Consider the following 18,732-nt stretch of genomic DNA (forward strand, 5'->3'; position numbering starts at 1 on the left):
GTTCAGTCGCGTCCGGAACCGGAACCGGGTTCGCGGTCAGCCTGGGCCAGTTGTGACCAGAAGAACTTCTGCATCTGTTCGAGGCCCTGCATCTGCGCGGGCAGCCAGGTCTTGAACAGCGTCTCGGCGTCCGTTGCCTTCAGGTTGGCCATCATTCGTTCCTGGATCTCCCGCATGACCGCATCCTGCATGGGCTTCACCTCCGGCAGACCGAGGAATTCGCGGGCTTCTTCGGGGGTGCAGTCCACGTCGATAGTGATCTTCACGCTGCGTCCTCCGCTTCGGATTTGCGCCGGCGCACGCAACGCCGTGACATCACCCACGTTAACTGCCATAACGCGCGACCGCCACCCCTCGATGGACCAAGCGTAGCGCGGAAAACGCCGAAGGCCGTGATCCGCCGCTCCCACACCGAGGTTGCCGCGGGCACCGGGGGGCCGTCAACGCCGGGTCGCGGATGACCCTGCGCTCTTCCGTCCGGCCCGTGGCCGAGACGGGTGCGCTGGGTTCTGTCACGCCAACGATCGTCCGGGGCCGCGGGCGACAGCCCTGGCCCCGACCTCCCGGGTGCCAATCAGTCCAGAACCTCCAGCAACTCCACCTCGAAGATCAGCGTGGACCCCGGGGGGATCGCCGGGCTCGGGCTGCTGTCGCCATAGGCGAGATCCGCGGGCAGGTAGAATTTGTACCTATCGCCTTCGGACATCAACTGCACACCCTCGGTCCAGCCCGAGATCACGCTGCCGAGCGGGAACTCGGCGGGCTGCCCGCGTTCGACCGAGCTATCGAATACCTCGCCGTCGATCCGGGTGCCGTGATAATGGACGCGTACCGTGTCCTGTGCACTCGGCGACCTGCCGGTGTCGGTGGACGACAGGATTTCGTACTGGAGTCCGGATTCCGACACCTCTACGCCGTCGCGTTCCGCGTTCTCGGCCAGGAAAGCCCGACCCTCGTCGCGCGCGGACTCGGCCTGCTCACGTTCCAACTGGCGTTGTTGCGCCATCTGGCGCTCGCCGAGCACCTCGATCGCCGCATCGAGGCGTTCCTGGGAAACCTCGCTCTCCGCACCCTCGAATCCGGCCCTGACGCCCGCCAGCAACGCGTCCAGGTCGAGTTCCAGACCCTCGGTCTGCATCAGCAGGTTGGTGGCGAAACCATAGCCGAGTCCGTAGGAAGCGATTTCCTCGTCGGTCTCGAGTTGGCCGGCCGAACACGCCGTGGCGGTCAAAATCAGAACGGCCGCGGTTGCGGCGAAACGCAGTGTTGCTTTCATGCGCACTTTCCCTTGGTGGCTGCATTGAACGGAGCGGCGCAGCGTGATGGCGGCGCCGAGAACCGATGAACCGGGTGGCTGACAACCCAGGCAGGTGGCCATGCTCTGCCCCCCGGGCAGGGCAGTGTAACGAGCACCCCAGCGTGCGGCCAGCCCGCGGATTGTGACCGGGGCCGCAATTCCAGGCCCGTTCGCCGCATCAGGCTGCGCGCAGAAAATCCGCATCTGGCGCATTCGCAGCGACGCGCGGGTCGCACGCGGCGTGTTCGATGGGTCTCTTCCTTTCGCTTGCGGAAGGCGGGACGATCACCGCGACCCGTGACCGACCCGGATTCCTCCAGGTGGCCACGATAGCAGCAACACGCGCCGCAGGAAGCCCGTCTTACGCAAGTCCTGGCCGGAACATGCGCGGTGCGCGATGCTAGAAACCGAGCGCCTCGAACTCCATCTCCTGAAAGATCAGCGCGGCATTCCTGCGCGAGAGCTCGTGAAACGTGTCCAGATGCGCGTAGGCAGACTGGTCGATCTGGTAGGCGTCGTTCAAGCCGCCGCCGGAATCCAGGATCTTCGCCACCTCTTCGCGCATGTACACGAGATAGTCACGCGTGTAGCGGGTCACTTCCTCGTAGCCCTCAACCGGTCCCCCATGGCCGGGAACGATGATTTCCGCACCCAGGTCGACGAAGCGATCCCAGGTCTCGATCCACCCGCCGGTATCGGTATCCTCAAACACCGGAAGCAAGCGCTCGTGGAAAGCGACGTCGCCGGAGATCACGACCTTCCTTTCCGGAAGCCACACTACGATGTCCCCGGGGCTGTGCGCCGGTCCCAGGTTCAGAAGTTCGATCGTCTCGCCGCCGAGCGTCAGCTCGAGCCGGTCGGTGAAGGTTTCGTCCGGCGTGCCAAGCCGGGTGCGGAAGGCTTTGTCGCGACTGCGCTGCTGCAACCGTGCAAGCAATGCCGGTCCGTTCTCCTCGATCTCCCGTGCCGCATCGACGTGGGCAATGACCGGCACCCCCCGATCCTGCCAGTAGGTCATGCCCAGCATCGCGTGACCCTGGCCATTTTCCAGCACCACGTATTTCACCGGCTGGTCGGTCACCCGCCGGATCTCGTCATGCAGGGACTTGGCAAGCAGATAGTTGTCGCCGGCGTTTACTACCAGGACGCCGGCGTCGGTGATCACGAACGACAGGTTGTTGTTGTGTCCCGAGTTCTCGTAGGTATGCGGCTGCGTCGCACCGATGGCCGACCAGACGCCATCGGTCACCTTTTCCGGCCGGCTGTACAGGAACGAGTCGGGCGCCTTGTTCGCCACGTACAGTGGCAGGTCGGCCTCCTTCCATTCAAAGAAGCCCTCGGCGTAGTTGCGCACGTTGGTGAAACCCATCTGCTGGAGTGTCTGGGCCGCAGGCGGACTGCGCAGGTTCTGGCCGCAGTACACGACGATCGGGGTATCGGGATCGAGGGCCTGCTGGCCGATCTGGAACTCCAGCCAGCCCCGGGGGATGTTCAGCGTTCGATGCGACCGGATCATGCCGCCTGTCAGTGCCACCTCCGTCTGGGTGCGTACATCGATCACCACGTGGCGGGGATCGTCGGCGATCAGCGCCTGCAACCCCTGCGTGTCGATATCCGTCACCTCAGCAGCTACCGCATCAAGCAACGTGTCGGGCGTCAGTTCCCCCGCCTGCGCGACCGCACACGCCAGCAGCAGCAGAAACGTCCCTGGAATCACCCGGCGCATATCCATCCCCCTTTCATGGTCGTGAACCCCTCTTTGACGCAGGCGCACTCACACGCATTCCCGCGCGATGGATGATGGCAGCGCCCCGGCCGTCACGGGGCCACACACGAGCAATGCCGGGAGCTGCCGCACTCTTTCGCGATTGCGATGCCGGAATCCAGTCCTTCCCGCGGCGCCGTTGACACCGTAAGTTCGCGCGGTACCCTCTCCGCGCTTGGTATTCTGAACGCATGATGTCCTGCGATTCAGGGGCTCCGGGAGCGACCGTGCTGGAACCGATGCGCACCTGTGGCCGGGTCGCGGCCCTGCAGATCGAATCGAAGGGCGACTTCGACTCCCAATCCACGGCCCTGCATGACGCCCTGAAGGCCCCGAAAACGCTGCTCCGGCTCGGGCCCGAGCAGGGCGTGAGCGGGCATTGCGGGGGGCTCGCGGCCAACGTGATGGAGGCCGCCATCTTCGACTGGATCGACTCCCGGCTCGCGGGGTGACTGGCGCCAGCGTTACCGCGGCCCGCCGGACGCGTCCCCGGCGACTGCGGTGCGCGCTTGACCGCTGCCACGATGCACCAGCGACAGCGCCAGCAGCGCGGCGACGAGACTCCCGTAAAAGAACGCGATGTAGTCCTTCTTCAACGGCACCTCGGTCATGCTCGAGACCATGAACGCGGCGACGAACAGCAGGCCGGCGAGCGCGAATCCGTCCGATCGGTCACGCCGGTAACGCCACAGGAACAGCACCGCCGGGAAGACCATGTACGCCAGGATCCCGACCAGCCCCAGGATGCCGGTGGAAGCAAGCATCTCGAAGTAATGATTGTGGGCGTGTCCCCCGGTGAATACGGCGACCCTGGAATGAACCACGCCGGCGTCCACGAGATCCCCAATCTGCTCCTCCCGCTGGCTCCGCATCAGCCCCGTCAGCGGGTTTTCCAGGAACGCGTGGCCGGCCGCGATCCAGAGGCCCAATCGGTCACCGGAACTGATCGGGCTCTCGAGATCTCCGCGAGCGATGAAGCGTGCCTCGTCCACCGACTGGGCGACCCGATCCTGGAGCGCCGGAATCGCGCTGTACGCGAGACCGGCAAGCACCACGAAGGCCAGCGCCCCGACGCCGAGCGACCGCAGCGACACGCGATCCCGGTTGAGCAACACCCACGCGACCAGGAGCAGCGGGATCACGACCAGTGAACCCCGCGTCGCGTTGAGGAGCGCGATCAGGGTCATGGCCACCATCGCCACCGCCAGCAATGGCCGATACGCCGATCCGCGCATCAGCCCCAGCGCAAGGAACAGCATCGCCACGTTCACGAACCCGAGGTTGATTACCATCAGGAAATTGGTCACCCGCGGATGGCCCAGCCAGAAGTACTGGTACAACGCCACCGCCAGTGTACCCACGGCACCCGCTGCAAGCCCCCACTCGAGCGCCGTCCGCAAGCGCGCCGGATCCTGCAATGCATGACGAAGGACCAGGTACACCGGCACCGCAGCGGCCATCCCCAGCGGGCCCGCGGTGTAGTACGAGACGTTGGGTTCGCGGATCATGTGCGGGACGCTGGTGAACAGGTAGCTCAGCAGCGCCAGGACTACGGCAAGATCCAGGCCGGCGAGTGCACGGGCCTCCCGGTGGCGCAGCAGGTAGGCGGTCGCGAACACGAGCAGAATCAGAGCCCAGACGGTGGGCCGCACCGGAGTGCTGGTCACAGTGGCCAGCATCAGGAACAGCAGTGCCGAAACCGTCATCAGGCCGGCCTGGGGGCTCAATGTCATGTTAGATCGTCCATCGATCGAGCGGATAAGGCCGTTCTTCCTGGCGGGTGGTGGTCGGGCGCGCCGCGCATGGTACCCGACGCGCCGCCGGTAAGTCTCACCGGCCGGGATTCCCCGGCAGCGGATCCTGACGCAGCCATTGTCCGCCCGACACGCGTTCCGACCGTCGGCCGTGACGCCCGGCAGGTTCGATGACGGGCCCCGGCCCTGCTACCCTCTGCTGCACGAACATGCATCCGGAGTGGCTGATGTCGAATCGCTCGATCGGCCTGAACGACAATGTCTACCAGTACCTGCTGCAAGTGTCGCTACGGGAGCATCCCGTACTCGCCGGGCTGCGCGAGAGCACGGCGCTTCTTCCCGAGGCCCGATTCCAAATCGCGCCAGAGCAGGGGCAGTTCATGGCCTGGCTGGCAGGCGCCATCGGCGCGCGGCGGATCCTCGAGATCGGCACGTTCACCGGGTACAGTGCGCTGGCAATGGCGCTGGCCCTTCCCGCAGACGGCGAGCTGGTCACCTGTGACGTCAGCCGCGAATGGACCGACATCGCCAGGAAATTCTGGGAACGGGCGGGGGTTGCCGCGCGTATCCGTCTGGAATTGCGCCCGGCACTGGAAACTCTGGAACGGCTGCGTGCGCAGGGCGAATCAGGGCGGTTCGATCTCGCATTCATCGACGCGGACAAGACCGCCTACGAGGACTACTTCGAACTTTGCCTGGACCTGCTGCGCCCCGGTGGCAGCGTCCTGATCGACAACACGCTGTGGTCCGGGCAGGTCGCCGATCCCTCGGTGGAGGATCCCGATACCGAGGCGATTCGCGGGCTCAACCGGAAGCTGCATCGGGACGAGCGGATCGAGCTGTCGCTGGTGCCGATCGCTGACGGCCTGACCCTGGCCCGCAAGCGGTGACACCCGTGAGGGCGCCGACCGCTGTCGCGCGATTTCCAGGCACGCCCGGAAGCCGGCGACCGTCTCGTGTACCTTTCCGGCACTGGGATCATCCGATCCCGAAGGAGCAAAACCCGATGACAGCAGCTACGCGATTCAGCGTGGGCGAACTCGTCCACCACCGGAAATTCGGCTACCGGGGCGTGATCGTCGGCGTGGACCCGGTCTTTGCCGGCTCTGACGAATGGTATGAGGCCGTGGCCCGCAGCCGACCGCCACGGGATCAGCCCTGGTATCACGTCCTAGTGGACGGCGACACCCATAGCACCTACGTGGCCGAACGCCACCTCGAAGCCGATACCAGTGGCGTGCAGATCGAACACCCCGACCTGGGCCGGTATTTCGATCGCTTCGTCAACGGGCGTTATGGTCGCGGCACGGGTTCCCGGATCCATTGAGCGCGGATGCTCCCGGAAAACCGCGAACCGGGTCGCGCGATCCGTAAACACCACCACATACCGGTTCCGGGCTTGCCCGGCCCGGTGCAGCCTGCCGCAAGCGGATCTCGAACAGTCGGATGCGGCTCGAAGCGCGCGGGGCAGCATGCCCGGAGCAGCGGGTTTGGAAAAGGGAACGGTCACGGCACTACGTGCCCCTTGTCATCGTTCGGGGCAGCGTGTCTCCCAATGATCGTGACTGCCGGGAGACGCCGCACTCTGCAGGAGAAACACGGTTCTGTGCGTCCTCGCGGCTTGCTCTATGCTGTATCCGGGTGTACCGACTCTCCTTTTATCCTTCCCGATTGAACCGCGGGTGCTTCCGTGATGATCAAAATCCTGCTTCCCCTGACCCTGTCCGCGGCCCTGGCCCCGCTCGCGCTCGGCGCGACGCCGGGTTTCGAGGCCTGCATCGACGAAATCCGGGAAAAGGCAGTCGACCAGGGTGTCGACCCCGGGACCGCCGATCACGTGCTGAACCAGGTCGAGCATCTCGAGCGGGTCATCGACTTCGACCGGCGACAACCCGAGTTCACCACCCCGTTCGGCGATTACCTCGAGCGGCGGGTTACCCCGCAGCGGGTTGCCCAGGGCCGCGTGCTGCTGCACGCACACCGTGCGTTGCTCGACCGCGTTCATGCGGAAACGGGTGTTCCGCCTGCCTATCTCCTGGCCTTATGGGGGATGGAGTCGAACTACGGCCGCCACTTCGGTGGCATCTCCGTACCGAGTGCGCTGGCCACGCTGGCCTGCGACCCCCGCCGGGGGGACTATTTCACCGGCGAACTCATCGCCGCTCTGCATATCATCGAGGAAGGAGCGATTCCGCTGGGGCGGATGAAAGGTTCCTGGGCTGGTGCAATGGGCCACGTGCAGTTCATGCCGTCGGTATTCCTGCAGTACGCAGTGGATGGCGACGGCGACGGCCGGCGTGACCTCTGGAACAGCGTTCCGGACGCGATGATGTCCGCCGGCAATTTCCTGGCCGGGCTCGGCTGGGACGGTGCCTATCGCTGGGGACGCGAGGTTCTGCTGCCGCTGGGTTTCGACTACGGCCAGGCAGGCCGTACCGAGCGCCGATCGCTCGGCGAATGGCGCCGGGCGGGCGTCACCGACAGCTCGGGGCAACCCGTGGCCAACCTAGACATCCAGGCCGCCCTGCTGCTTCCCGCAGGGCACCGGGGACCGGCATTCCTGGTATATGACAACTTCGACGTCATCATGGGCTGGAACCGCTCCGAGTTCTTTGCCCTTGCCGTGGGTCACCTGGCCGACCGGATCGCAGGCGGTGGCGGTCTGCACACCCCGCCGCCTGCCGATGCGCCGAGAATGTCGCGCAAGCAGGTGATCCAGCTCCAAACCGCGCTCAACGCGATGGGCTACGACAGCGGCGAGGTGGACGGCATCCTCGGACCAGCAACGCGCAATGCCATCCGCGCCTACCAGCAGGCAAACGACATGATTCCCGACGGTTTTCCCGACCCCAACTTGCTGGCCCGACTGGACATCGCGGCTTCCGAGAACCTGTGAGAGTGCCCCTGAATGCCCGATAGTCTCAGGAGACTCCGCTTGGCCCACCAGGCGGATGCCCGCAACGCACCCACGCCCTGGCGCGCGGCCGCTCAGCGTATCTCGTCGAGCGGCACGCGGCGTTCCATCACCTGGGGGGTGATCAATGCGTAGCCCTGCTGCTGCCAGTGGGCCAGCTCCGTCATCGCCGACGGCGCCACCTCCACGAACGGCTGCAGGTCTTCGGGTGTGTAGCCGAAGTCTTCCAGGGCCAGCCCGCATACGCGGAATTTGACCCCCAGCAGTGCGTAGTAGCGCATGCGATCGACGGCCTGCTGGTACTGCTGTTCGTTGTGCCGTGCGAGCGTCACGAGCTCGGTCCCGTGGATCAGCACCACGATGTCCATGAACTCCGGATCCATGTTGAACGGCCGATCCTGCAGCGGGTTGATCAGCCCACGGAGCCAATAGAGGGCGGGCCCGATCTTTGCGGGGTGGTCGAAAAAGAAGTCGAACAGAACCCTGGGCTCTGCGTAATCCGGCTGGACGACCGAAGCGCCTTCTCTTCCGGTCGCGGGCCCGGGTGCACCGAGTGCCAGCAGCAGGATCGCGAGCGCGGGCAGCCTGCGCAGGGACACTGACTCCATCACACACCTCCCATTGATCCGGGGCCGGCCGGCCCGGCGTTACCCAAGAGACGGCCCACCCTCCCGGTATCATCCTGGACCGGGGCCAGCACCTTGCGCCAGGCGAGAACCAAGCGTAGGTCCGGGAGCCCGGGAAGGCACACGGGCGGCTCCACCGATCGCGCCCACACCATCCCGCGGACGGCATCCGGGCAAACGCCTGCCTCGTTCCCGGAATTGACGGCGAGTACGGAACTCAGGTACACGCTACGCGTGCCGGTCACGCGAGCATGAAAAGACAGCCACGGACAACACGGAAAATGACACGTATTCAATACTCTTGTCGGTTTCCGTGTGTTTTCGTGGCCCGTTGTCATCGTTCGGGGTGCCTCTGACCCGAGGGCATGAAAGTCAACCCTGGCGGTCCCGGTACGCGCGCCAGCGCTGGTACTGCGGCCAGTCGCGGTAGGCCCCGCTGGACACGTATTCCAGCCGCGCGAGGAAGCTCTCCAACAGGTCCTGGCGAATCGCGTCGGGCAGCTGCCCAGAGTGATCAATCAACCAGGTGCTGTCCATGCGGAAGGCCTCCTCTCCATCCTCGGCGAAGAACACGAGCCCCGGCCGGTGGGTCAGCGCGAGCTCCGCCGCCAGTGCCTCCGCGCTGCCGTGGCGGCCGTCCGGCAGGACCGCAACGCCGGGCCGGTCGGTGTTCAATCGCAGCGTGTGGAAACCGTCGAGCACCTCCTGTACCGCTGGATGCGCCAGGACCTGCTCGCCCAGGCGCCGACATTCCTCGCATCCATCGCGTTCGAACAGCACCAGCGACGGACGTGGATTAGCCGTACGCTGGGCGGCGAGATCGGCCGGCGGTTGCTGGAAACCGGCGAGGCGCGTATCGGAAGCCGGAGCACCCGCGACGGCGTCCGCCCGCGAATCCTGATCCTGAAGCCGCGCCGCGTAGTCACGCAAAGACTCCTGCTGCCAGGCATCGGACTCCAGGTACCCAAGGATCAGATGCATCCGCTCGGCATCCGCGAAGCCGACATAGCGCAGCATGCGCTCACCGGACGCGTCCACGAACAGAAGCGTCGGGGTGAAGGTCGCGCGCTCGTGCTCGGACAGTTCGCGCGCTCGGTACATCTGGCCGTCCAACCCGACCATCTCCACGTCACTGAAGACATCGACCGCGAGCACATCGAACTGTCCGGACAGGCGCCGCACGACTTCCGGATCCTGGAACGTGCTGCGCGTCATTGCGACGCAGTGCAGGCAGGTCTCGGCGCTGAAGAACAGAGCGACGCCTCGCTTCCCGCGCGCGACCGCGTCGTCGAGATCGCCCGGCAGATCGTACAGGCTCGGCGCGAACCACTCCGGGTACTCCAAGCGCTCGCGGGCGTCGCTTGCCGTCGCCAGCAGCAGCGTGGCAAGCACAAGCAGTGCAAGCGCGACGATGCCCCGAGGCATTCCGTGACGACCGGCGACCCCGGGTCCATGCCCCGTCCCGCCGTCGGTCATAACCCGGCTGCGGGTGGTACGGATCATGCCCCGACTCGGCCGGGACCAGCGAGCAAGACTCATGGCGATACTCCTAGATGTGGCACCAGAAATGAGACGCCCGCGCGGGCGCCCGCATTCCGGACGCGCGCGTCCCTCGCTGCGCTCGGCGCAGCTGGAGACCGGGGGGTTCACCCACCGGCACACGCCCGCCGGCGAGCGGCGTCAAGCCACCGGCTGCATTCGAGACGCGGATCGAGGCCGGAACAACGATCGTAGGCCGCGGCTGGCAACACGCGTCCCACCACCCTCTCCTGCGCGCTGCCTACCCGAGCTGCAGATCAGGCCAGCAGGGTCGTCAGCGACGTGAAGTCCATGCCATGCGCATCGGCCACCGTGCGGTGGGTGATCTGGCCATCAAGCACGTTCACGCCGCGGGCCAGCGCCGGATCCTCCTGCACCGCCTGCCGCCAGCCGCGGTCTGCCAGCGCCAGCGCATGACGCAGCGTCGCATGGGTCAGCGCAAGCGTGGAGGTGTACGGCACCGCGCCGGGCATGTTCGTCACGGCGTAGTGCAGCACGTCTTCGGCCAGGAAGCTCGGTTCGTCGTGGCTCGTCGGACGGGAAGTCTCGACGCAACCGCCCTGGTCGACCGAGACGTCGACCACCACCGCGCGCGGCTTCATCGCCGCGACCATCTTGCGGGTCACCAGCACCGGGGTTCTCGCCCCGGCCACCAGCACCGCGCCGATCACCAGGTCGGCCTCGGACACCTGGCGCTCGAGATCGTGACGGTTCGAATGCAGGGTATGCACCGTGTTCCCCCAAAAGCGGTCGAGCTGACGCAGGCGGTCCAGGTCGACATCCATCACCGACACATTGGCGCCCATGCCGCGCGCGACATAGGCGGCATTGCACCCTACGCTGCCCGCACCCAGGATCAGCACGTTGGCCGGCGGCACACCCGGGACACCCCCCATCAACACGCCGCGACCGCCGTTGGGCCGCTGCAACAGTGCCGCGCCCACCTGTGCCGACATCCGCCCCGCGACCTCGGACATCGGCGCCAGCAGCGGCAACCGGCCATCGGGCAACTCGACCGTCTCGTAGGCGATGCACACCGCGCCGGAGCGCACCAGACGCTCGGTCTGGGACCGGTCGGGGGCCAGGTGCAGGAAGGCGAACAGCACCTGGCCCGTACGCAGCAGGGGCATTTCCGAGGGTTGCGGTTCCTTGACCTTCACCACCAGTTCGGCCTCGCCGAACAGTTCCGCCGCACGCCCGACCAGGCGTGCACCGGCCGCCGCGTAGTCCTCGTCCGGGAAGGACGAGCCCTCGCCCGCGCCGTGCTCGACCAGCACGGTATGACCGTGAGCGACGAATTCGGCGACCCCCGCGGGCGTCATCCCGACCCGGAACTCGTTGTTCTTGATCTCCCTCGGCACCCCGATGATCATGCGCTGCCCCCGTCAAACCGCCCGACCCTTGCCTGCCGGCCTGCGGCCTTGGCACCCACGATCAGTCTAGACCACTCCCCGGCACCACGATTACACCTGCGATGAGCAGCCACACCGATGGCCCCGTCGCATCGATCGACGATGGTTTCACGCTGCGCCGGCACGGGAATTCCAGGCAGGGGAACCCATCCCATCGCAAAGCTCTACCGGAAGAACGATCCGACGCCCTGTGCGAGCTGCCCTGTCCCCCAGCGTCATGCGCCGAGGGGGAGGGGGCTGAGCGACGGTCGGGGCACCCCCGGTGCCGGAACGGCGGATGCCGGCCTGCAGCCCATTTCGCCCTGCCCTCCCCACCTGCGCCCGCCGGGGCTCTCATGCTCGAGGGGCGATGGCTCGCCATCACAGGTAACGGCAGGGGAGTCCCTTGTAATCGGGTCTGCCAGTGGCCGCCCGAATCGGCGATCCGGCCGACGTGTCCGCGTTACGCCAGCACGTTCCAACCTCGAGCGGATGGCCGCCAGGGCCGCGGCAGCCGATGCGTCACTCGTCTGCAAACATGGCGTCCACCTCACGGCGCCATTGCTCGTCGCTGTACTGCGACCCGTTGAGCATCGTGCTCCACTTGCGCACCAGCGCGGCCGCTGCCAGCGCTTCCTTGACCTCGGCATCACTGGCGCCCTGCGCCCGAGCCGCCCGGTTGTGATAGTAGACGCAGTAGTCACACGGAACCTGCGCCGCAACGGCCAGCGCGATCAGTTCCTTGGTCTTCACATCCAGCGCCGCGTCCGGGTGCAGGAACACGGACTCGTAGCTCTCCCAGGCAGAGGTGACGCCCTGCTCGGGGAAGGTTTCCTGGATGAACGCCGGTGCCTCGCCGCTGTGTACCGGGGCAACGAATGCCATCGTCGCGATGATCAAGGCGGATGCAGTCGTCGTAATGATCGGTTTCATGGTGACCTCCGATGAAGGCTGTCGTGTTCATCCGGCCGCAAGCTCGGTGCTCGGACCGGGGTCGTACGCCGGCAACCCGATCGCCCGCTCCTCGGCGACCGGAAAGTAGCGCTGGGTGCTGGCATCCCCGAGTGTCGGATCCAGGTGGTCGCGGAGCCGCTCGAGCGATGGTGCCTCGTAGAGACCCACTGCCCGGCTCAGATCGGTGGCAGGCAGGAACAGGTGCACCTGCAGCCCTTCCGGAAGCGGAAAGACCTGTTCAGCACACGGCTGGAACCTCGCCGCGTCGTGGATCTCATGTTCGATGGTGACAAACATGGTCCTCTCCTCGCGTTTGGCAGTGAGTATCCAGGAGTCGTGGCGGACCGTTTTGCGTCCGCCTTTCGTCCTGGATTCCACGATGCGCCTTGCGCGTCATCCATGCCAGAGCCAGACTGATCAGGAACGGTCCATTCTCATCAGCGGGGCTGACGACCATGGAGACGAAGGACCAACCCCGGCGCGTCAGTGTGCTTGCGCTCCCCGAAGAGTCCACCGGAACCCCCATTCACGGCCTGTTCGAGACGCTGAAGCTCGCCGATGCCCTGGTCAACGGACCCAATGCCGGTACCGCACGGCTGTTCGAGGTCGAGATCGTCGGCCCCGAGCGCGGCATCTTCCCCAGCGCCTGTGGTCTGCCGCTCGAAGTCCACCGCCCCATCCGCGAGGTGGACGACACCGATATCGTGATCACCGCATCGATGCTGTTCGAAAATCAGGAATGGGTGGTCGGACAGCACCCCGAGACGGTGGATTGGCTGCAGCGCATGCACGGCAATGGGGCAGACCTGTGTTCGGCCTGCGCCGGAGCCCTGCTGCTGGCCGAAACCGGCCTCCTCGACGGCCTGGAGACCACGACGCACTGGGCCTTTGCCCCCACCTTTCGGCGCAACTTCCCCAACATCCGCCTGCGTGTCGACGAGTTGCTCATCGTGGCGGGCAAGAATCGCGAGTTCGTGATGTCCGGTGCCGCGAGCTCCTGGCAGGATCTGATCCTCTTCTTGATCGCGCGCCATGTCAGCCCCGATGCCGCGCAGGGAATCGGAAAGTTCCTGCTGTACCACTGGGACTCGAGAAGCCAGGCACCCTTTGTTCCGTTCGTACCCGCCAGCGATCATGGCGACGGTGCGATCCTGGAGGTCCAGGAGTGGCTCGATGACGGCGACCTGATGGATGTCTCCGTCGACGCGATGGCCCACCGATGTGCGTTGCCGCGTCCCACTTTCAATCGCCGTTTCAAGCGGGCGACCGGCCACACTCCCATCGGCTACCTCCAGCATCTGCGGGTGGAGAAGGCCAAGCGTCTGCTCGAAGGTACCGATCAGCCGGTGGACGAGATCAGCTGGCAGGTAGGCTACGAAGAAACCGCCGCGTTCCGGCGCGTCTTCAAGCGGATCACCCGGCTAAGCCCCGGTCAGTTCCGCCGAAAATTCCGTTTCCCGGTCAAGGCGCACGCCGAGTCGAGGTGAATCGCCGCAGTCCCGCGCGGCGGTACGCGCCTGCGCTGGCGGATTACAGGTACGGTGCACTATGCCGGCTCTTCATCCGCGCGCACCGCGTCGAGCCCCTGGCGCTGTTCCGCTTCTCCCCCGGCAGCAGCCGGCAGGTCGCCAATATGGGATTTGAGACGCTGGATCCCGGTCTCGGTCCAGTTCGGCGGCGCACTGACTTCGCGCCAGGCGTCGATGTAGTGTTCGGTGGCGTAGCGGTGGCCGTAGCCGATCGGCGCCTTGTCGGCCGCGAAGATGTCGACGGCGAGTTGCAGCAGGGTGACGACCGGGAACCACCGCAAGCTGGGCGAGACGTCGGCGCCACGCGGCTCGGCCATCCATTCCGGCGCCCGGAACAGCGACTCGGGCTCGAAGAACGTGATGGGATCGCTCGCGTACTGCAGGTAGACGATCCGCAGCGGCCCCCAGTCGGCAGCAAAGCGCTCCGGCGGGGCGTACTGGTTGCTGAATCGGACCACGGAACCATCCCGGAACCGGGGTAGCCAGGCCGGCGTCCCGGGCTTGCGGTGGTCGGTCACCCAGCGCCAGGTACTGCTCCGGAACGGTGGGCCGGACCAGAGGGCACCGTGCACCGGGTCGCCAACAATGTCCCAGATATCCACCGAGCGCTGAGAGTTCAATGCACCCAGGCTCAGCCCGTGGAGATACAGGCGCGGCCGCTGGTCGGCGGGCAGGTCGGTCCAGTGCTGGTAGATGGCCTGGAACAATTCCCGGGCGGTCTCGGCCCCGTACTCCGGCTGTACCAGCAGCGTCAGCCAACTCGGCAGGTACGAATACTGCACGGCCACACTGGCGACATCACCACGGTGCAGGTACTCGAGACTGTCGATAGCACCCGGATCCACCCAGCCCGTTCCGGTCGGCGTAATGATCGCGAGCACCGACCGTTCGAACGCGCCGGTGCGCTTCAGCTCATCGAGTGCGAGGGCCACGCGCTCGTCGATCGTCTCGGCGGAGTTCAGGCCCACGTAGACACGCACCGGCGCAACCACCTCCGTCCCGGAAAAGGCCTCCAGGTCCTGCCGCCCCGGACCACCGACGACGAAGCGGCGGCCCTGGCGGCCGAGATCCTGCCAGGCCACTAGGGAGGCGTCGCTGCCGGTGGTTCCGGCGTGCTGCGGCGGATCCATCTCGGGCTCGATGAATGCATCGAGTTGCTGAAAGGAGGCGTCGAAGGTGCCGAGAACCACGCGCGTCGCGAGCCCGTCGACCAGCGCCCAGAAGAGCAGCACTGCGACCAGCACGCCCAGCACGTTCGAGATCCTTCTCGGTGCGACGCGGCTGAACCTGCGCGCAAGCAGCCGTGCAACGAAGCGGAACGCACGCGCCACCAGCAATAGCAACGCGAACAGGAGCACCGCCGCCGCACCGAGCCCGAACAGATGGATGCCCTCCACCGGTGCCATCTCCATCCGCACGCGCACCGAGTCTTGCCACGCCGAGGCCTGCAGCAGGAAGACCAGCGCAACGCCGAGGCTCAGAGCGGCGAGGGGCCACTTGAGAATTTCCTGGACCCACTCGCGCGGAACCGGAAGCTCCATGTAGCTCCAAAGCCAGCGCAGAAACACGCCAACCCCGTACCCGGCTGCAAGCGCAACGCCCGACAGCAGTGCTTGAAGCACAAAGGGCCGGGGAACCAGGCTGGGTGTCAGCGATACCGCGAAGAACAGCACGCCCGTAACCAGCCCGGTGGCCGACAGCGATCGCCACAACCGTCTCATGCTCGCCTGCACTCGCATGGCCATGATTGTGCCAAAGGGTTCCGAAAACTGCTTGCACTGCGTTTGGTTCCCAGAGGCTGGCCTGGCGAAGATGGGGAAGACTCCGTGAAGACGATCCTTCCCAGGCACCAGACCCTCGCACTGACACGAGCGTTGGCGCTCCCGCACGGGGCCGGCGCGAAACCGTGGACGCGAAGGAGCGGGAAACCCGGCGCAAAGCCTTGGTATCCGGGCGTGGAGACCTCGAAGGCGTGGCTGAGATCCAGGCGGTTTCCAGCTCCGGTCCGCCACAGACCACGCCCGTGACGTCGACGTCCTCCCGGGTGTCTCTGGCACCGATCGGCTTGGGTGTCCGCTGATGTCTCTGAGAAGATGGAGGTGTTCCGGTACCTGGGAGTCCACCATAATGCATATCGCGCGGGACAGCCCTTTTGCCTGCGAGACGCGCTCAGACCGCCGAACCCTTGAAGACCCGGCTTTCAACGCAGGAGGTTTGCGATGACTCCCGACATCACCACGGTTTTCGGCGGCACGGGGTTTCTGGGCAGCCGGATCGTCCGGGAGATCGTGGCTTCGGGCAGACCGGTCCGTATCGCTGCACGCCATCCGGTCCGGCCGGCCTGGGCAGGCGCCGGTGACGCCATTGAGCTGGCCACGGCCAACATCCATGACGAAACCAGCGTCGCCCGGGCCCTGGACGGCGCCACGGCAGCCGTCAATGCGGTAAGCCTCTACGCCGAGGCCGGCGGTCACGACACTTTCGAGGCCGTGCACGTGACGGGTGCCGGCCGGATGGCCCGCCTGGCGCGGGAGGCCGGCGTCCGGCGGCTGGTGCACATTTCTGGTATCGGCGCGGACGTGACGTCGCCTTCATTCTATGTGCGCGCCCGTGCCCGTGGTGAGCAGAGCGTACGGGCGGCATTCCCGAATGCGGTCATCGTTCGACCCAGCGTACTCTTCGGTCCACAAGACGCCTTCCTCGCGAACCTGGCCCGTCTCGCGCAGCTCCCGGTCATACCGCTGTTCGGCCGCGGCGATACGCGCCTGCAGCCGGTGTTCGTCGACGACGTAGCCCAGGCCGTCGCCCGCCTGACCGCGGCTGCCGATCCCGCGGCATCGCTGTTCGAGCTGGGCGGCGCCCGCGTCTACCGCTACCGCGAGATCGTGGAGCAGGTACTCGACCACTGCGGACGACGACGCCGGCTGCTGATGCCGGTTCCGTTCCTGCTGTGGCGGACGCTGGCGGGCCTGACGATGTTTCTGCCGAACCCGCCGCTGACACGGGACCAGGTGCTGCTGATGCAGAAGGACAACGTCGTCCATCCCGGCACGGCCACCTTCGCGGACCTGGGTATCGCGCCGCACTCCTTGGAGGAAAGCCTGCCGCACTGCCTGAAACCCGGTCAAGGTCGCGATACCCCGTGATGCCCCCGCCCGGTTGAGTACTATGGCCAGCGACGCGCGGGAGCTGGGCTTCGCAGTCGAATACTCACCCGCAGTCCTCGTGGCGGCACGAACGGGTCCGACCCTGCGCCCCCGGTCAATGCCCCCCAGCCAGTCCCGGAGCCCCAGTCTCTCAACCGGCGAGGCGCAGCACAGGAACGAGCCCGAACCACAGCACGAAGGTCAGGGAAGCCACCATCAGTCCGTCGATGCGGCCAGGCGGGCTGTCCGATTCTAGGCGCCGGTACAGCAGCCAGCCCAGCCAGAAGGCATGCGGGACCGCGACCAAGGCCACACCCGCGTACGCGCCCGCGGCCAGGCCGAGCAGGTCCCAGATCAGGGCAGCGGCCGCCGCGAGCCCCGTGAAAACGATGGACAGCCACAGGGCATCCCGGTGCCCGAAGCGGACGGCCAACGTGCATTTGCCGGCCGCTGCATCGGCCTCCAGGTCCGGGATACCCGCGAGGGTGATCGAGGGCAGGATCGCGAGCAGCAGTGGCAGGCTCAGCAGCCACGGCAGCGGCTCCTGCCAGGGGCCGCCCAGGAACACGAAACCGCACAGCATCACGCCGAGACTGTGGGTGACCGCCACATCGAGTTCGCCAAGGCCCCGGTAACTGAGCTTCAGCGGCGGTGCGGTGTACCCGATCGCCAGTACCGCCAGCACGACGAGCACCGCGAGCACGACCGGAAAGGAACCCGGCGTCAGGGCCAGCAACCCTGCCGCCGCTGCCGCGAAGGCCGCAAGGCTGAACACGATACCGGCCGCAACCTCGCGCCGGCTCAGCAAACCGTCCACCAGCACCCGCGATCCGCCCGTGAACGGACCGAAGAACCGGTTGCCGCGATCACTCGCGAAGTCCACCTGCTCGTTGATCAGCACAGTCGCGACCTCGAGCAGGAACAAGCAGAGATAGCCCAGCCAGAAGAGCGGGTTCCCGAAAACACCGCCGGCCGGGGCGGCGGCGAGCGCGCCGGCGGTGTAGGCGAGCCAAGTCATCGGATAGAACTGCAGCCGCAGGGCCCGAAACCAGGCGTCGGTCTTGTGCCGCAACCGTTCCGACGTCGTAACCCGGCCCTGTCGCAGCTGTTGTCCCTGGCGGCGGGCGCGTTCCAGCCATCGCTGGCGCTGCTCGGGACTGGAATCCCGAACCGGGCCGAAGACCAGCGAACGGATCGGGTCGATGCCACAAAAACCGAGCGTTGCACGCGCCATCGCGTTGCGCCCGGGCTGGCGATAGACCAGGCGGTGGATCAGCGGCGGCGTGTCCATGGTGGTGATCAACTGTGCCGAGCGCCCCCCCAACAACCCCTGATAGCCGGTGCCCCCCTCGCAGGTCCGGAACGCGAACCCGGGCGTGAATACCCGATCCAGGAACCCCTTCAAGAGCGCCGGCACGCTGCCCCACCAGGTGGGGTAGACGAACACCAGGTGCTCGGCCCAGACGATCAGCTCCCGTGCCTCTTGCAGTCCCGGCTCCAGCGCCTGCTGTGCTGGCGACTTCGCGCGTACATGCGGATCGAATGCGACCGCCGACAGATTGAGCTGCCGGACCTCGGTCGCCGCCTCGCGCGCCCCGCTGCTGAACGCCTGGGCCAACGCCCCGCACAGGCTCTGGTCGCGCGGGTGCCCGAGGATGATCAGAACCTTCATGGTCGTTCCACTGGTCGTACCCGACCCGGACGACGATAGAGAACATTCATCCGGACACGCAACAGATTCCTTCCAGCTCAACCCAGCTCGACGCCCGCTGCACCCGACCTGCGGTCCCCGATCTCCACAGCGGCACCGTGCGCGG

The 18,732-nt window shown here is 66.4% G+C and carries 17 protein-coding genes; 6 read left to right on the forward strand and 11 right to left on the reverse strand.

The annotated features are described in order from the left end of the window. Positions 1–2: 2 nt before the first annotated feature. From TVNIR_RS14360 to TVNIR_RS14370, 3 genes are all read right to left on the reverse strand, one after another. Positions 3–266, reverse strand: coding sequence for a DUF6489 family protein (locus TVNIR_RS14360; protein WP_015259787.1), 264 nt, complete (start codon positions 264–266; stop codon positions 3–5). A 308-nt stretch (positions 267–574) separates the two neighbouring features. Further along, positions 575–1,276, reverse strand: a complete 702-nt coding sequence (locus TVNIR_RS14365; RefSeq protein WP_015259788.1) for an FKBP-type peptidyl-prolyl cis-trans isomerase — start codon at positions 1,274–1,276, stop codon at positions 575–577. 421 nt (positions 1,277–1,697) lie between these two features. Next, positions 1,698–3,023, reverse strand: coding sequence for an MBL fold metallo-hydrolase (locus tag TVNIR_RS14370; protein ID WP_043740746.1), 1,326 nt, complete (start codon positions 3,021–3,023; stop codon positions 1,698–1,700). A 266-nt stretch (positions 3,024–3,289) separates the two neighbouring features. Between TVNIR_RS14370 and TVNIR_RS14375 the strand changes: the two genes are divergently transcribed. After that, positions 3,290–3,514, forward strand: a complete 225-nt coding sequence (locus tag TVNIR_RS14375) for a hypothetical protein (protein WP_015259790.1) — start codon at positions 3,290–3,292, stop codon at positions 3,512–3,514. Between the two features lie 12 nt (positions 3,515–3,526). Here TVNIR_RS14375 and TVNIR_RS14380 read toward each other — a convergent pair whose 3' ends face one another. Then, the gene (locus TVNIR_RS14380; protein WP_015259791.1) at positions 3,527–4,795 is read right to left on the reverse strand and encodes an O-antigen ligase family protein; all 1,269 of its coding nucleotides are present in this window, start codon (positions 4,793–4,795) and stop codon (positions 3,527–3,529) included. A gap of 248 nt (positions 4,796–5,043) precedes the next feature. Between TVNIR_RS14380 and TVNIR_RS14385 the strand changes: the two genes are divergently transcribed. The 3 genes from TVNIR_RS14385 to TVNIR_RS14395 all read left to right on the forward strand — a co-directional run bounded on the left by TVNIR_RS14385 (position 5,044) and on the right by TVNIR_RS14395 (position 7,712). Next, complete coding sequence (locus TVNIR_RS14385; protein WP_015259792.1) at positions 5,044–5,706, forward strand: O-methyltransferase; 663 nt, start codon at positions 5,044–5,046, stop codon at positions 5,704–5,706. A 116-nt stretch (positions 5,707–5,822) separates the two neighbouring features. Beyond that, the gene (gene hspQ, locus TVNIR_RS14390) at positions 5,823–6,143 is read left to right on the forward strand and encodes a heat shock protein HspQ (RefSeq protein ID WP_015259793.1); all 321 of its coding nucleotides are present in this window, start codon (positions 5,823–5,825) and stop codon (positions 6,141–6,143) included. Between the two features lie 366 nt (positions 6,144–6,509). Then, positions 6,510–7,712 carry a lytic murein transglycosylase gene (locus TVNIR_RS14395; RefSeq protein WP_043739791.1) on the forward strand — a complete coding sequence of 401 codons (1,203 nt, stop codon included), beginning with the start codon at positions 6,510–6,512 and terminating at the stop codon, positions 7,710–7,712. 92 nt (positions 7,713–7,804) lie between these two features. Here the strand turns inward: TVNIR_RS14395 and TVNIR_RS14400 are convergent, their stop codons facing one another. From TVNIR_RS14400 to TVNIR_RS14420, 5 genes are all read right to left on the reverse strand, one after another. Continuing rightward, a complete protein-coding gene (locus TVNIR_RS14400; RefSeq protein WP_015259795.1) occupies positions 7,805–8,338 on the reverse strand; it encodes a DsrE family protein in 534 nt (177 codons plus the stop codon). A 390-nt stretch (positions 8,339–8,728) separates the two neighbouring features. Next, the gene (locus TVNIR_RS14405) at positions 8,729–9,859 is read right to left on the reverse strand and encodes a thioredoxin fold domain-containing protein (protein ID WP_015259796.1); all 1,131 of its coding nucleotides are present in this window, start codon (positions 9,857–9,859) and stop codon (positions 8,729–8,731) included. Positions 9,860–10,152: 293 nt separating this feature from the next. Further along, positions 10,153–11,268 (reverse strand): alanine dehydrogenase, encoded by a 1,116-nt coding sequence (ald, locus tag TVNIR_RS14410; RefSeq protein ID WP_015259797.1) that lies wholly within the window; start codon positions 11,266–11,268, stop codon positions 10,153–10,155. Positions 11,269–11,808: 540 nt separating this feature from the next. Then, positions 11,809–12,219: a carboxymuconolactone decarboxylase family protein gene (locus TVNIR_RS14415; RefSeq protein WP_015259798.1), complete on the reverse strand. Its 411-nt coding sequence runs from the start codon at positions 12,217–12,219 to the stop codon at positions 11,809–11,811. Positions 12,220–12,246: 27 nt separating this feature from the next. Further along, complete coding sequence (locus TVNIR_RS14420; RefSeq protein WP_015259799.1) at positions 12,247–12,537, reverse strand: hypothetical protein; 291 nt, start codon at positions 12,535–12,537, stop codon at positions 12,247–12,249. Positions 12,538–12,695: 158 nt separating this feature from the next. Between TVNIR_RS14420 and TVNIR_RS14425 the strand changes: the two genes are divergently transcribed. Next, positions 12,696–13,727, forward strand: coding sequence for a GlxA family transcriptional regulator (locus tag TVNIR_RS14425; RefSeq protein WP_043739792.1), 1,032 nt, complete (start codon positions 12,696–12,698; stop codon positions 13,725–13,727). A 59-nt stretch (positions 13,728–13,786) separates the two neighbouring features. Here the strand turns inward: TVNIR_RS14425 and TVNIR_RS14430 are convergent, their stop codons facing one another. Next, positions 13,787–15,490 carry an alpha/beta hydrolase gene (locus TVNIR_RS14430; RefSeq protein ID WP_015259801.1) on the reverse strand — a complete coding sequence of 568 codons (1,704 nt, stop codon included), beginning with the start codon at positions 15,488–15,490 and terminating at the stop codon, positions 13,787–13,789. Positions 15,491–15,988: 498 nt separating this feature from the next. On the opposite strand from TVNIR_RS14430, the gene TVNIR_RS14435 reads away from it, so the two are divergent. Further along, a complete protein-coding gene (locus tag TVNIR_RS14435; protein ID WP_015259802.1) occupies positions 15,989–16,915 on the forward strand; it encodes a complex I NDUFA9 subunit family protein in 927 nt (308 codons plus the stop codon). A gap of 151 nt (positions 16,916–17,066) precedes the next feature. On the opposite strand, the gene TVNIR_RS14440 is transcribed toward TVNIR_RS14435, so the two are convergent. Then, positions 17,067–18,587 (reverse strand): NAD(P)H-dependent oxidoreductase, encoded by a 1,521-nt coding sequence (locus TVNIR_RS14440; RefSeq protein ID WP_015259803.1) that lies wholly within the window; start codon positions 18,585–18,587, stop codon positions 17,067–17,069. Positions 18,588–18,732: the final 145 nt, after the last annotated feature.

Origin of the sequence: Thioalkalivibrio nitratireducens DSM 14787, from assembly GCF_000321415.2 — a bacterium.
GTDB classification, from domain to species: Bacteria; Pseudomonadota; Gammaproteobacteria; order Ectothiorhodospirales; family Ectothiorhodospiraceae; genus Thioalkalivibrio; species Thioalkalivibrio nitratireducens.